Origin of the sequence: Streptomyces malaysiensis subsp. samsunensis, assembly GCF_024519315.1 — a bacterium.
GTDB classification, from domain to species: domain Bacteria; phylum Actinomycetota; class Actinomycetes; order Streptomycetales; family Streptomycetaceae; genus Streptomyces; species Streptomyces malaysiensis.
This window is the reverse complement of record NZ_JANIIC010000078.1, coordinates 24377-37764: the sequence shown is the minus strand read 5'-3', so window position 1 is coordinate 37764 and position 13388 is coordinate 24377. Positions and strand designations below refer to the sequence as shown.

The 13388-nt window shown below is 72.5% G+C and carries 9 protein-coding genes; all 9 read right to left on the bottom strand.

All coding sequences use genetic code 11. The annotated features are described in order from the left end of the window. Nucleotides 1-824 (bottom strand): SCO3242 family prenyltransferase (locus tag NQU54_RS42020; RefSeq protein WP_257635592.1); only part of this gene is annotated, 824 nt, incomplete at its 3' end. Beyond that, on the bottom strand, nt 821-1963 hold the full coding sequence (locus NQU54_RS42015; RefSeq protein WP_257635591.1) for an inositol-3-phosphate synthase: 1143 nt from the start codon (nt 1961-1963) through the stop codon (nt 821-823). The genes NQU54_RS42015 and NQU54_RS42020, both read right to left, overlap by 4 nt. Nucleotides 1964-2996: 1033 nt before the next feature. Beyond that, nucleotides 2997-4412, bottom strand: a complete 1416-nt coding sequence (locus NQU54_RS42010) for a ThuA domain-containing protein (protein ID WP_257635590.1) — start codon at nt 4410-4412, stop codon at nt 2997-2999. 94 nt (nt 4413-4506) lie between these two features. After that, nucleotides 4507-6960 (bottom strand): PQQ-dependent sugar dehydrogenase, encoded by a 2454-nt coding sequence (locus NQU54_RS42005; protein WP_257635589.1) that lies wholly within the window; start codon nt 6958-6960, stop codon nt 4507-4509. A gap of 282 nt (nt 6961-7242) precedes the next feature. Next, nucleotides 7243-8250 (bottom strand): sugar phosphate isomerase/epimerase family protein, encoded by a 1008-nt coding sequence (locus NQU54_RS42000; RefSeq protein ID WP_069866955.1) that lies wholly within the window; start codon nt 8248-8250, stop codon nt 7243-7245. 13 nt (nt 8251-8263) lie between these two features. Then, on the bottom strand, nt 8264-9454 hold the full coding sequence (locus NQU54_RS41995; RefSeq protein WP_257635588.1) for a Gfo/Idh/MocA family protein: 1191 nt from the start codon (nt 9452-9454) through the stop codon (nt 8264-8266). Between the two features lie 60 nt (nt 9455-9514). Continuing rightward, nucleotides 9515-10570 (bottom strand): substrate-binding domain-containing protein, encoded by a 1056-nt coding sequence (locus NQU54_RS41990; RefSeq protein WP_257635587.1) that lies wholly within the window; start codon nt 10568-10570, stop codon nt 9515-9517. Then, a complete protein-coding gene (locus tag NQU54_RS41985) occupies nt 10567-11646 on the bottom strand; it encodes an ABC transporter permease (protein ID WP_372506353.1) in 1080 nt (359 codons plus the stop codon). Before NQU54_RS41985 ends, NQU54_RS41990 begins: the two co-directional genes overlap by 4 nt. Nucleotides 11647-11733: 87 nt before the next feature. Next, entirely contained in the window at nt 11734-13263 is a 1530-nt protein-coding gene (locus NQU54_RS41980) for a sugar ABC transporter ATP-binding protein (protein WP_257635586.1), read from the bottom strand. Between the last annotated feature and the right edge of the window lie 125 nt (nt 13264-13388).

Genomic DNA, 13388 nt, shown 5'->3' with positions numbered 1-13388 from the left:
CCGGCGAGTCGCCGAACCGGACCACCGCGGCGCAGCCCCGCGCGGGAGAGCTGCCTGGAGAGGGCGACGAAGGCGCCACCGGCGGCCACGGCACCCACCGGAGCGCCGCTGGTGGCCCCGTCCGCAGCCGCGGCCGGCGCGCCGTGGCCCGCTTCAGGACGGCGCCCCGAAGCGGGCGCCGGGCGCCTGGTGGCGGCCCAGGCGATCGCCGCTCCCGTCGCGAGGGCGCCGAGGGGCGCCGTCGAAGAGCCGCCGACGGCCTCGTGGCGGGAGACCGTTGTCACCGCGAGGGTGTGGGCGCCCAGGACGGCGGCCGGGCGCAGTGCGGAGCGCGCGGCGGCGGGGGCGGAGGCCGTGGCGCCGAGGAGGAGGTCGAGCGCGCGGGCGGCGGCCATGGCGGACGGGCCCGCGGGGGTGTTCTTCAACCCCAGGTCGTACGCCCACACCGCGCCCGCCAGGGCCGTTCCCGTGGCGAGGGCCGGGCGGCCCGCGGCGGCGGCGCAGAGCAGCCCGGCGGCGGTCAGCCCGGTCGCCGCGGTCAGCGCGGCGGCCGGGGCGATACGGCCCGACGGCAGCGGGCGCCCAGGGCGTTCCACGGCGTCGATGTCCCGGTCCGCCCAGTCGTTGAGCGCCATGCCCGCCTCGTACAGGCACAGCGAGGCGCAGACCGCGAGCGCCGTGCCCCGGTTGGGGCGGGTCCGGGCCGCGGCGGCGCCCGCCAGGGCGTCACCGGGCACGGTGAACAGGGCCGACACCCTGAGCAGTTCGGCCCAGTCGCCCCAGCTCCCCCAGTCGCCCCGCTCCTTCCCCACCGCCCGCGTCATGCCCGGCCCCGCAGCCGCCCGGCGAAGCCGACGAGCGCCGCGTACTGGTCGGCGAGGGCGGCCGGGCCGCCGTCCGGGTCCTTGAAGTAGAAGCCGAGTTCGGGGAGCGGCCCGGCGAGGCCGGTCTCATGGGCGCGGGCGGTCAGCCGGGCCAGATCGAGGACGAGCGGTGCGGCGAGGGCCGAGTCACAGCCCTGCCAGGTGGTCTGGAGGATCATCCGCGAGCCGAGGAAGCCCTCGAAGGAGATGTGGTCCCAGGCGGTCTTCCAGTCGCCGAGCGCGGGCACGTTGTCGATGTGCAGCTCACCGTCGGGGAGTTCGCCGAGGGTGTCGCTGAGGACCCGCGCCTTCCCCGCGTTCTTCGCCGCCGCGGCGCCCGGGTCGGCGAGGGCGGCGCCGTCGCCGCCGCCGAGGAGGTTCGTACCGGACCAGCTCCGTACCGCGAGGGCCCGCTGGACGAACATCGGCGCGAGGACGGACCGCAGCAGCGTCTGGCCGGTCTTGCCGTCGCGCCCCGCGTACGGCAGACCGGAGCGCTCGGCGCGCTCGCGCAACCGGGGGTGGTGGAGCCCGGTGGACGGCGTGAAGTTGACGTACGGACATCCGGCCCGCAGCGCGGCGGCCGCGTAGAGGGAGCTGGGCGGCAGGGTTTCGCCGTCCTCGGGGGCCGCTTCGGTGGAGGCGACGTTGACGACGACGGCGCGGGCCAGCCCGTGCGTATGGATGAAGTCGGTGAGGTCTGCCGCGAAGGCCGCGATCAGCTCCTCCTCACCGCGGTCGTCGCCGGGCTGCGGCCCGCCGGGGCGGACGGCCGCGTCGGCGGCGGCGAGTTCGGCACGCACGGCGGCGGGCAGCCCATGCGGCAGCACCCCGTCGGCGGCCAGCGCCTCGGCCCGCTTGGGCAGCGGGGTCGTGGCGGTGTCATGGCCGCCGAAGACGAGATCGGCGAGCGCGGGAAGGCCGCTGTCCGCGAACGGCGCGGTCTCGGTGACCATTCCGGTCGCCGGCTGCAACCCCCCGGCGACGGCGGCACAGCCCGCCACGGCGGTGGTGGCGACGGAACCGCGAGCGCCGATGAGCCAGACCCCCGTACGGGGTGCGTCGCGGAGTGGGGTGATGTCGTCGGGACGGGTGGTCACTGGCTGCCTCCCGGGTGGGGGTGGGTTGCGCATGTGGTTCGGCCACCGCGGATCCGCGTCCGCGGCGGCGATACGTATGCGGCGCCGGTTCGCTCGTGTCGTACGGGTGTCGGGGACGGGTGGGTGAGGGGCGGGTCCGGCGAGTGGGCCCCGCGGGTCCTGTCGGCTGGTCGGTCGGTCCGTGCGGGCACTGCGGTGGTGCGAGTGCGGCGGTCGTGCGGGGCGGCGGACCGCCACCGTCCGTGCGGGCGCTGGCAGCGGCTACGGGGCCAAGGGCCGGGCCCCGAACCCGGGGCTCTGGCCCATGCCCATGCCCGTGGCCGAAGCCGGGCCGGAGCCCGGGCCCTGGGGTCTCAGCTCCGGCCCGGGAGCCGGAGCCCGAACCAGGGCCCCAGAGCCAGGGCTTCCCAGACTCCGGGCATCGGAACCCGGGGCCGTGCCGCACCGAGACCCGTGGCCGGCCCCGGAGCTCCGGGGCCCAGGTTTCGGGGCCCGGGTTTCGGGGCCCTGGATCCGAGGTCCGAGGTCCAGGCCCCGGGATCCGGGGTCCAGGTTCCGAGGTCCGAGGTCCGGGCTCCGGGCTCCCGGATCCGGGCCCCGGGCTCCCGGATCCGGGCCCCGGGCTCCCGGATCCGGGCTCCAGGCCCCGGGCTCCAGGCCCCGGGCTCCAGGCCCCAGGCCCTGAGGTCCAGGCCCCAGGCCCCGAGGTCCGGGGGCGAGCCCCGGGGTCCGGGGTCCCACCTGAGTCCCGGATTCCCGGACCCCGGGCCCGACCCGAGGGCCCGACCCGAGGGCCGGGACCGGGCCCGAGCCCAGGCTCCCGAACCCGAGAGCCGGAGCCGGGCCGCCCGGACCCCGAGGCGGCCGGGCCCCGGGGCTGGGGAGCCCCGGGGCGGCCGGGGCCCGGGAGTCCCGGGGCCCGGACCCTGGTGGTGGCTTGGGGTGGCGGCGGGAGGAGGCGGCGTACTCCTGCCCGCCGCCACGCCGCCCCCACGGCTCCCCTCGGGCCGTCGGGACGGCGAACCGGGGGCGCCTAGCCGTCGTGGTGGTTGTGGTGGCCGCCGCCCTTCGCCGGCAGCTCCTTGACGCGGATGTCGCGGAAGGAGACCTCGTCCCCGTCCCCGTGGTTCTGGATGCCGACGTAGCCCTGGCGCAGGCTGCGCGCCGGGTCCCGGTTGGTGTAGTCGTTGATCTTCACGCCGTTGAGCCAGATCCGCAGCCGCTCGTCCTGCACACGGATCTCGTATGTGTTCCACTCCCCCGGCGGGTTCAGCGCCGCGTCCCGCTTGGCGAGGTTCGCGGACTGGAAGCCGTAGACCGAGCCCGTGGTGCGGTCGGGGGTGTCCGTGGCGTCGATCTGCACCTCGTAGCCGTTGTCGACCGCCGACCAGGGGTCGTCGGAGGCCGGGAAGCCCACGAAGACGCCGGAGTTGTCGTCGCCCGCCATCTTCCAGTCCAGCTTGAGCGAGTACGAGTGCAGCTCGCTCGCCTCGTACCAGAGCATGCCCATGCCGCCCGTCGAGGTGAGGGTCCCGGACGAGGTGTCGAGGGTGAAGGCCCCGGGGCCCGCCTGCTTCCAGCCGTCCGTCGAGGTGCCGTCGAAGAGCGGGCGGTAGCCCTGTTCGGGACGGCAGTCGGCGTGTGCGGCGCCGGTGGCGTAGCGGATGCCGCCGAGCAGGTGCCGGCGGAAGGCGGGGTCGGCGTAGGACTCCTTGGTGTGGCCGAAGCCGGTGTAGAAGGCGCGGCCGCCCTGGTACTCCTGGCACCAGGAGATGGGGTGGTCCTCGCCCATCCCACCGCCCTGGTACGAGGATTCGTCGAGCGTGGCCAGCACCCGCACCCGCTCCCGGGGGTTGGTGCGGTAGTTGTACCACTCGTCCGTGCGCTCCCACGTCGGCGCCAGATGCGCGGTCGCGGGGTTGGCGCGGTCCTCGACGTCCACGGTGGCCTGCTGGATCGCGGGGTGGGACTGGAAGTACGCCCCGGCCAGGCCCTCGTAGAAGGGCCAGTCGTATTCGGTGTCGGCGGCCGCGTGGACGCCGGCGTAACCGCCGCCCGCCTTCACATAGCCCTCGAACGCCGACTGCTGGGCGCCGTCCAGGACGTCGCCGGTCGTGGAGAGGAAGACGACGGCGTCGTAGCGGGCGAGGTTGTCGCTGGTGAAGGCGGCGCCGTCCTCGGTGGCGTCGACGGCGAAGCCGCCCTGGGCACCGAGTTCCTTGATGGCGGCGATGCCGTCGGGGATCGAGTCGTGGCGGAATCCGGCCGTCTTGGAGAAGACCAGGACGCGGCCGGACGGCTCCGCGGCGGGGTCGGCGCCGGAGGTGGCGGCCCCCGACGCGGCGGCGGGCAGGGCCGCCAGGGCGAGCAGCAAAGTGGCCCCGACCGCGGCGAGGCGTGCCCCGCGCCGGGAGTGGGGTCTGGAGTGCGGAGAAGAGTGCGGGTGCATATCCGTCGTGCTCCTTCCTCCGGGCCGGGGGCGGCCGCAGTGGCCGCCCCCGGCCCCGTTCGTCAACGCGTCAGTGCCTCGGCGCCTGAGCGCCTCAGCCGGTGCCGATCGTGAAGTCGTCCACGTCGAAGAGCGCTCCCGCACCGCCCTTGAAGACGAGGCACAGCGTGGTGCTGCGGGCCGGGGTGCCCCGCAGCGTCGTCTTGACGTCCTGGAAGGTCTCCCAGTCGCCGGTCACCGGCACGGTCACGCTGCCGAGCAGCCGTCCGGTCGGGGACCCGCTGCGGATCTCCAGCGTGCCGCCGGCCCCCGCCGAGGAGACCCGTGCGGTGAAGTCCTTGGCGTTGTCCAGCACATACGGGGCGAAGGAGATCCAGTCGCCGTTTTCGATGTTGCCGACCGTCTTGCCGCCGTTGGCCGGGGTGTGGGAGATCACCGAGACGCCCTCGCTGTCCCCGTAGTGCTCGGCCTGCCGGTGCTTGGGCTGGACGATGCTCTGGTCGTGGGCGGTCAGCGGCGGCTGGCCGCCACCGCCGCCGTCGGTGTACTCGGCGTCGAAGACCCCGAAGATGTTGGCGTTGGGGTCGTGCTCGCCGTCGGCGTTGGTCTTGATGGTGCCGGAGCAGCCGTTCGCCGAGGTGACGGGGTGGCCGTGGCTGTCGTGGCCGAGGATGTAGGTGACCTTGACCTTGGCGCAGTCGACGGTGCCGTCCTCCGGGTCGGTCGCCTGGACCTTGAACGGGACCTCGTCGCCGAAGGCGAACAGCTGGCCGTCGCCGGGCAGTTGCAGCGTCACCGTGGGCGCGGTGTTGCCGACCGTGAGGTGGACATTGGCGCTGGCGGTGCGGTCGGTTGGGTCCTTGACGGTGAGCGTCGCGGTGTAGGTGCCGTTCTTACGGTAGGTGTGGGTGGGGTTGGCGGCGCTCGACGTGGTGCCGTCGCCGAAGTCCCAGCTGAAGGTGAGGGTGTCGCCGTCGGCGTCCGAGGTGCCCGCCGAGGAGAAGTTGACCTTCATCGGCGCCTTGCCGGAGGTGCGGTCGGCGCTCGCCTCGGCGATGGGCGAGCGTCCGCCGGTGGCGTTCTCGATCCGGTAGAGCGCGGAGTGCTCGTCGCCGTTGAAGTAGCCGAGGCCGTAGTCCAGGACGTACAGCGCGCCGTCGGGGCCGAAGGCGGAGTCCATGACCTGGGTGCCGGACCACGGGAAGTCGTTGATCTTCTGCACGGTGCCGTCGGCGTCCTGCTCGATCCGCTTGATCCACTGGCGGCCGAACTCGCCCGCGAAGAAGTTCCCGTCGTACGCCTCGGGGAACTTCACCGGGGAGTCCAGCGAGGCGTCGTAGCGGTAGACCGGCCCGGCCATCGGCGATTCGGAGCCGGAGCCGAACTCGGGCACGGAGTTGTTGTCGTACGGGATCCAGGCGGGCTGGGCGGGCGGCAGCTCGGTGAGCCCGGTGTTGTACCGCGAGGTGTTCTCGGGCGCGGCGCAGTCGAAGGCGGGCCCGGAGGTGCCGGTGGCGAAGTCGTAGTCGCGGTACGGCTTGTTGTCGGCGATGCAGTACGGCCAGCCGAAGTTGCCGGCCTTGGTCACCCGGGCGAACTCGACCGCGCCGCCGGGGCCGCGCTCGGGGTTGGCGGCGCCCGCGTCCGGACCGTAGTCGCCGACGTAGACCGTGCCGGTCGGCTTGTCGACACTGATCCGGAAGGGGTTGCGGAAGCCCATCGCGTAGATCTCGGGCCGGGTCTTCTCGGTGCCGGGCGCGAAGAGGTTGCCGTCCGGGATGGTGTAGGAGCCGTCGTCGGCCACCTTGATCCGGAGGACCTTGCCGCGCAGGTCGTTGGAGTTGCCCGCGGAGCGCCGGGCGTCGAAGGCCGGGTTGCGGTTGTCCCGCTCGTCGATGGGGGTGAAGCCGTCGGACTCGAACGGGTTGCTGTCGTCGCCGGTGGACAGGTACAGGTTGCCATCGGCGTCGAAGTCGATGTCCCCGCCGACGTGGCAGCAGATGCCACGGTTCGCGGGCACGTCGAGGACCTTCTTCTCGCTTCCGGTGTTCAGCGTGCCGTCGGCGTCGAGGGTGAACCGGGAGAGGCGGTTGACGCCGTCGAACTTCGCGAAGTCGGCGGCCGTGCCCGTGGTGGGGGCGTCACCTGCGGGGGTGTCGAGCGGGGGCGCGTAGTAGAGGTAGATGGCGCGGTTGTCGGAGAAGCCGGGGTCGACACCGACGCCCTGGAGCCCTTCTTCGTCGTGCGAGTAGACCGGCAGCTTGCCGGACATCTTGGTCTCGCCCGTGGCATCGGTCAGCCACAGGGTGCCGTCGCGCGAGGTGTGCAGCACGGAGCGGTCGGGGAGCACCGCGAGCGTCATGGGCTCGCCGGTCTCCTCCACGCCCTTGGCGAGGGTCACCTGCTGGAACTGCTCGGCGGCCGGGGCGGGTTGATCCGCTTGATCCGCGCCCGCCTGGGGAGCGGTGAACGCGAGCCCCGCGCCGACGAGCAGTGCGCTCGTGACGAGCGCGAGGGGACCGCGCAGTCGAAGCCTTTTCCTGTGCACGCTGATCCTCCGTGGAAAGAGGGGGGGTACGGGCGGGCCGTCAGGCCGCCGTGACTGGCACAGGCGCGCGCCGTCGCGCCGGGATGACCGGTGCGGGGCGAGGGGCCCCATGTGACCGGTACATCTCAAGGACCGTAGCGGGGTTTGTCCAGTACGGAAACCCCTTTGACATAAAACAGCTCTGCTTCATCCACGAGCAGGACAAAGCTGGGTGGGGGCGCGGTGTGCGGTCCCCCACCCAGTGGCCTTGCGGGCGGGTCCTCGATCGCCGAACGGGCCGGGCTACTTCTCCCCGCCGCCGAAGGCCGCGTCGAACGACGCCGTCGGCGGGTCGAAGTCGAAGTGCTTCAGCCGGGACAGCGCCTCCGGGGCGCCGGTGAGCCGGTCCATCCCGGCGTCCTCCCATTCGACCGACACCGGACCGTCGTATCCGATCGACCGCAGCATCCGGAACACGTCCTCCCACGGCACATCGCCATGGCCCGCCGAGACGAAGTCCCAGCCGCGGCGGGGGTCGCCCCAGGGCAGATGGGAGCCGAGGCGCCCGTTGCGGCCGTCCAGCCGCTTCCGGGCCTCCTTGCAGTCGACGTGGTAGATCCGGTCCCGGAAGTCCCACAGGAAGCCGACGGGGTCCAGGTCCTGCCAGACGAAGTGGCTGGGGTCGAAGTTGAGCCCGAAGGCGGGGCGGTGGCCGACGGCCTCCAGGGCCCGGTGGGTGGTCCAGTAGTCGTAGGCGATCTCGCTGGGGTGCACCTCGTGGGCGAAGCGCACGCCCTCGGCGTCGAAGACGTCGAGGATCGGGTTCCAGCGCTCGGCGAAGTCCTCGTAGCCCCGCTCGATCATCCCCGGCACCACCGGCGGGAACATCGCCACCAGATGCCAGATGGACGAGCCGGTGAAGCCGATGACGGTACGGACGCCGAAGGCGGCCGCCGCGCGGGCCGTGTCGGCGATCTCGGCGGCGGCCCGCCGCCGGACCCCCTCCGCCTCGCCGTCGCCCCAGATCCTGGCGGGCAGGATGGCCTGGTGGCGCTCGTCGATGGGTGAGTCGCACACGGCCTGGCCGACCAGGTGGTTGGAGATGGCCCAGCACTTGAGGCCGTACTTCTCGAGCAGCCGGCGCCGCCCGTCCAGATAGCCGGGCTCACCGATGGCCCGGTCCACCTCGAAGTGGTCGCCCCAGCAGGCGAGTTCCAGTCCGTCGTAGCCGAAGTCGCGGGCGAGCCGGCAGACCTCCTCCAGGGGAAGGTCGGCCCACTGGCCGGTGAAGAGCGTGAAGGGTCTGGGCATTCCGGCCTCCTCCTCAGGCGGGTACGGGGGTGTAGACGCAGTTCTTCTCCGCGCTGTCCTCGACGGCGGCGAGCACCCGCTGCACCTGGAGCCCGTCCTCGAAGGACGGCTCGGGGCCGGTCCCCTCGGCCACCGCGAGCACCATGTCCCGCGCCTGGTGGACGAAGGTGTGCTCGTAGCCGAGGGCGTGGCCAGGCGGCCACCACGCGTCGAGGTAGGGGTGCTCGGGCTCGGTCACCAGGATCCGGCGGAAGCCGGAGTCGGCGGCGGGCTCGGTGTGGTCGTGGAAGGACAGTTCGTTGAGCCGCTCCAGATCGAAGGCGAGCGAGCCGCGATCGCCGTTGAGCTCGATCCTGAGCGAGTTCTTACGGCCCGCCGCGAACCGGCTGGCCTCGAACGACGCCACCGCACCTGAGCCGAACCGCCCGGTGAACAGCGCCGCGTCATCGACCGTCACCGGTCCGCGGGCCGCTCCGCCCGAGCCGGAGCCGCCGAGCCCGGCCACCGCGCCCGCGGGCAGCGGCCGCTCCCGGATGAACGTCTCGGTGAGCGCCGAGACGCCGATCAGCCGCTCCCCCGCCAGATGCTGCGCCAGGTCGACGATGTGCGACCCCAGGTCGCCGAGCGCGCCGGAGCCCGCGTACTCCCGCCGCAGGCGCCACACCAGGGGGAACTCCGGGTCGACGATCCAGTCCTGGAGATAGGTGACCCGCACATGCCGCAGCACGCCGATCCGCCCCTCCGCCACCATCCGGCGGGCGTACGCGATCGCCGGCGCGCGGCGGTAGTTGAAGCCCACCATCGCCACCTGTCCGCGCTCACTCGCCCGCCGCGCCGCCTCCACCATGGCCTCCGCCTCGGTCACGGAGTTGGCGAGCGGCTTCTCGCACAGCACGTGCTTGCCCGCCTCCAGGGCCGCGATGGCGATCTCGGCATGGCTGTCGCCGGGGGTGCAGACGTCGACCAGCTGCACATCGTCCCGGGCGATCATCGCCCGCCAGTCGGTTTCGGCGGCGGCCCAGCCGTGCCGGTCCGCGGCGGCCCGTACGGCGTCCGCGTCGCGCCCGCAGACGGCGGACATCACGGGGCGCGCGGGGAGGTCGAAGACACGGCCGACGGTACGCCAGCCCTGGGAGTGGGCGGCGCCCATGAAGGCGTAGCCGACCATGCCGACGCCGAGCGTCTTCGCTTCAGGACTTTCCATGGGACTCCTTCTGACGATCGCAAACCGACGCGAGGTGGGGGGTCTGGCCCTCAATCGGGCTCAGCTGAATCCCGTGGGGAGGTATTCGTCCACGTTGTCCTTGGTGACGACGGCGGAGTAGAGGGTGAGGGAAGCCGGGATCTCCAGCTCCGCGAGACCGCCGACGCCCTTGCCCTGGCCGAGCGCGCGGGCGAGGTCGATGGCGGAGGCGGCCATGGTGGGCGGGTAGAGCACGGTGGCCTTCAGCACGCTGTTGTCGGCCTTGATGGCGTCCATGGCGCGCTTGGCGCCCGCGCCGCCGACCATGAGGAAGTCATCGCGCCCGGCCTGCTTGATGGCGCGCTCGGCGCCGACGCCCTGGTCGTCGTCGTGGTTCCACAGGGCGTCGAAGTCGGAGTGGGCCTGGAGCAGCTGGGCCATCTTCGCCTGGCCCGACTCGACGGTGAACTCCGCGGCCTGGCGGCCGACCTTCTTGATGTTCGGATAGTTCTTCAGGGCGTCGTTGAAGCCCTCGGTGCGCTGCCGGGTCAGCTCCAGGTTGTCGATCCCCGCCAACTCGATGACCTTGGCGTTCTTCTTGCCCTTGAGCTGCTCGCCGATATAGCGCCCGGCGTTGAGACCCATGCCGTAGTTGTCGCCGCCGATCCAGCAGCGGTACGCCTGCGGGGAGGCGAAGATCCGGTCGAGGTTGACCACCGGGATGCCCGCCCGCATGGCCTTCAGCCCCACCTGGGTGAGCGCCTTGCCGTCGGCGGGCAGGATGACCAGGACGTCGACCTTCTTGTTGATGAGGGTCTCGATCTGGCCGATCTGCTGGGCGGTGTCGTTGGAGCCCTCGGTGGCCTCCAACGTGACGTCCTTGTACTCCTTGGCGCGCCGCTTGGCCTGCTCGTTGATGGCGTTGAGCCAGCCGTGGTCGGCCTGGGGCCCGGCGAAGCCGATGGCGACCGCCTTACCGGGCTTGTCACTGGCGGTGTTCGCGGCCTGTTCGGCGTTGTCGCCGTCATCGTTGTTCTCGTTGCTGGTGCACCCGGCGGCGAACAGCGCGCCCGCCGCGGCGGTGCCCATGAGCAGATTTCTGCGACTGGTGGTGGAGGAGCTCTTGGCATACCTCATGGCGTCGAACGACCCTTCTGTACCAGGACGGCGGCGACGATGATCGCGCCCTTGGCGATCTGCTGGACATCGCTCTGAAGGTTGTTCAGGGCGAACAGATTGGTGATGGTGGTGAAGACGAGGACACCGAGGACGGAGCCGGTGATGGTGCCGCGGCCGCCGCTGAGCAGCGTGCCGCCGATGATCGCGGCGGCGATGGCGTCGAGTTCGTAGAGATTGCCGTTGGTGTTCTGGCCCGAGCCGGTGAGGACGACCAGCATGAAGGCGGCGACACCGCAGCACAGCCCGGAGAGCAGATACAGCATCAGCCGCTGCCGCTTGACGTCGATGCCCGCGAGCCGCGCCGCCTCCGCGTTCCCGCCGATGGCCACGGTGCGCCGGCCGAAGGTCGTGCGGTTGAGCACCAGCCAGCCCACGACGGTGACGGCCGCGAAGATCATCACCAGCGGCGGTATGCCGAGGATGTAGGAGTCCGGGAGCCCGAGGTCCAGGACCTGGTCGACGGTCACGACCTGGGTCTTGCCGTCGCTGATCTGGAGGGCCAGACCGCGGGCGGAGGCGAGCATCGCGAGGGTGGCGATGAACGGGACCATCCCGCCGTACGCGATGAGCACCCCGTTGACCAGTCCGCAGCCGAGCCCCACCAGGACCGCGCAGAGCAGGATGCCGCCGAGCCCGTAGTCCTGGGTGGCGAGCGTGGTGGCCCACACCGAGGCGAGGGCGACCATCGCGCCCACCGACAGATCGATGCCGCCGCTGGTGATGACGAAGGTCACGCCGACGGTGACGACGCCGATGACGGACGCCTGGGTGAGCACGAGCTGGAGGTTGTCGGTGCTGAGGAACTCATCGGGCTTGGTGAAACCGCCGACGGCGATCAGCACCGCCAGCACCCCGACGAGGGAGAGGTTACGCAGGTCGGCGAGCGCCCACAGCCGGTCGTGCGCGGAGCGCCCGCCGGTCTTCGGACGGTCGGCCGATGTTCCGCGCAGGCTCTCCTTGGTGAGCGTGGCGGTGGGTTCGGGGACTTCGGCGGGGGCAGCAGGCCGCGGCCGCCCCCCGGGTTGATTCAGCACGACGGACTCCCTCCTGTCATAGGATGATTACGCCCCGTAAGGGGTCGGTTCGGGCTGGACCGCAACCTTCGGGTTGGAAGCCCTCCTTTAGGTAGGGAGCGGAGTCACGACGAGATCGAGGACGCTGTACTCATCCAGATCCCGCGCGGGGGCCGTGTGTACGACGCGGCCCTCGCGGAGCACCAGCACCCGGTCGGCGAGGCCCAGGACTTCGGGCAGTTCGCTGGAGACGAGAAGGACGGCCATGCCGTCGTCGGCGAGTCGGCGGATCACCGCGTACAGCTCGGCGCGGGCGCCGACGTCCACCCCGCGCGTCGGCTCGTCCAGCAGCAGCACCCGGCAGCCGCGCAGCAGCCAGCGGGCCAGTACGGCCTTCTGCTGATTGCCGCCGGACAGGGTCCGCACCGGCCGCTCCGGATCGTCGGGGTGCAGCGACAGATCGCGGACGCACCGGCGGGCCGCCGCACGCTCCGCGCCGCGGTCCACCCAGCCGCCGCGGGAGAAGCGGGTCAGCGAGGAGACCGACACATTGCGGGTGACGGACTCCAGCATCAGCAGCGCCTGCGCCTTGCGCTCCTCGGGGGCGAGGCCGAGCCCGGCGCGCACGGCGGCGGTCACGCTGCCGGTGCGCAGCGGGCGGCCGTCCACCAGGACCCGGCCCGAGGTGGGGCGGCGGGCTCCGTAGACGGTCTCCAGGATCTCGGACCGCCCGGAGCCGACGAGCCCGGCCAGCCCGACGATCTCACCGGGCGCCACCTCGAGGTCGATCGGCTCGAACTCCCCGGCCCTGCCGAGGTTGTCCAGCCGCAGCACGGGCGTGGCGGTGGCGATCGGGGCGGCCGTGGTGCGGCGCGGGAACGCGTACTCCACGTCCCGGCCGGTCATCAGGGCCACGATCTCGCGGGTGGGGGTGGTGCGGGCGGCCAGCCCACGGGCCGCGGCACGGCCGTCCTTGAGCACGGTGACGCGGTCGCCGATCCGGCGGATCTCCTCCAGCCGGTGCGAGATGTAGACGACCGCGACCCCCGCGGCGGTGAGATCGCCGACGATGCGGAAGAGGTTGTCGACCTCGTCCGGGTCGAGGGCCGCGGACGGCTCGTCCATCACGATCAGCTGGACGTCATGGGAGAGCGCGCGGGCCATCGAGACGATCTGCTGCCCGGCCGCGGAGAGGTCCCCGACCAGCCGCCCCGGGTCGATCTCCGGGTGCCCGAGCCGGGTGAGGAGCGCGGCGGTGGCGGTGCGGGCCGCACGGGAGCGGACGAAGCCGCCGGTGGCCATCTCATGGCCGAGGAAGACGTTCTCGGCGACGGACAGCCCCTCCACCAGGTCGAGCTCCTGGTAGATGGTGGCGATCCCCAGCCGCATGGCGGCCACGGGCGACTTGAGGGTGACCGGTGTGCCCTTCCAGAGGATCTCACCGCTGTCGGGCTGATGCGCCCCGGCGACGACCTTGATGAGGGTGGACTTGCCCGCACCGTTCTGGCCGAGCAGACAGTGCACCTCACCCGCTTCGACATCGAGGTCGACGCCGTCGAGGGCCCGTACGCCGGGGAAGGACTTGGTGATCGCGGACATGGTGAGGAGCGGGCGCGGGTCGGGTGGTGCCGGTGCCATGGCGGGCCTCCTCGGCGATTTCGCTCGGTGCGGGTGCGGGTGCGGGTGCGGGTGCGGGGCGGGTCGGGTGCGGGTCGCTGGGCGTGCGGGAGCCGCGGCGCGGGGCGCGCGGTGTGGCGCGGTGG

Coding starts and splice junctions, on each gene's coding strand:
- NQU54_RS42010 (WP_257635590.1), bottom strand. CDS start 4,412: ATGCACCCGCACTCTTCTCCGCACTCCAGACCCCACTCCCGGCGCGGG.
- NQU54_RS42000 (WP_069866955.1), bottom strand. CDS start 8,250: ATGCCCAGACCCTTCACGCTCTTCACCGGCCAGTGGGCCGACCTTCCC.
- NQU54_RS41995 (WP_257635588.1), bottom strand. CDS start 9,454: ATGGAAAGTCCTGAAGCGAAGACGCTCGGCGTCGGCATGGTCGGCTAC.
- NQU54_RS41990 (WP_257635587.1), bottom strand. CDS start 10,570: ATGAGGTATGCCAAGAGCTCCTCCACCACCAGTCGCAGAAATCTGCTC.
- NQU54_RS41980 (WP_257635586.1), bottom strand. CDS start 13,263: ATGGCACCGGCACCACCCGACCCGCGCCCGCTCCTCACCATGTCCGCG.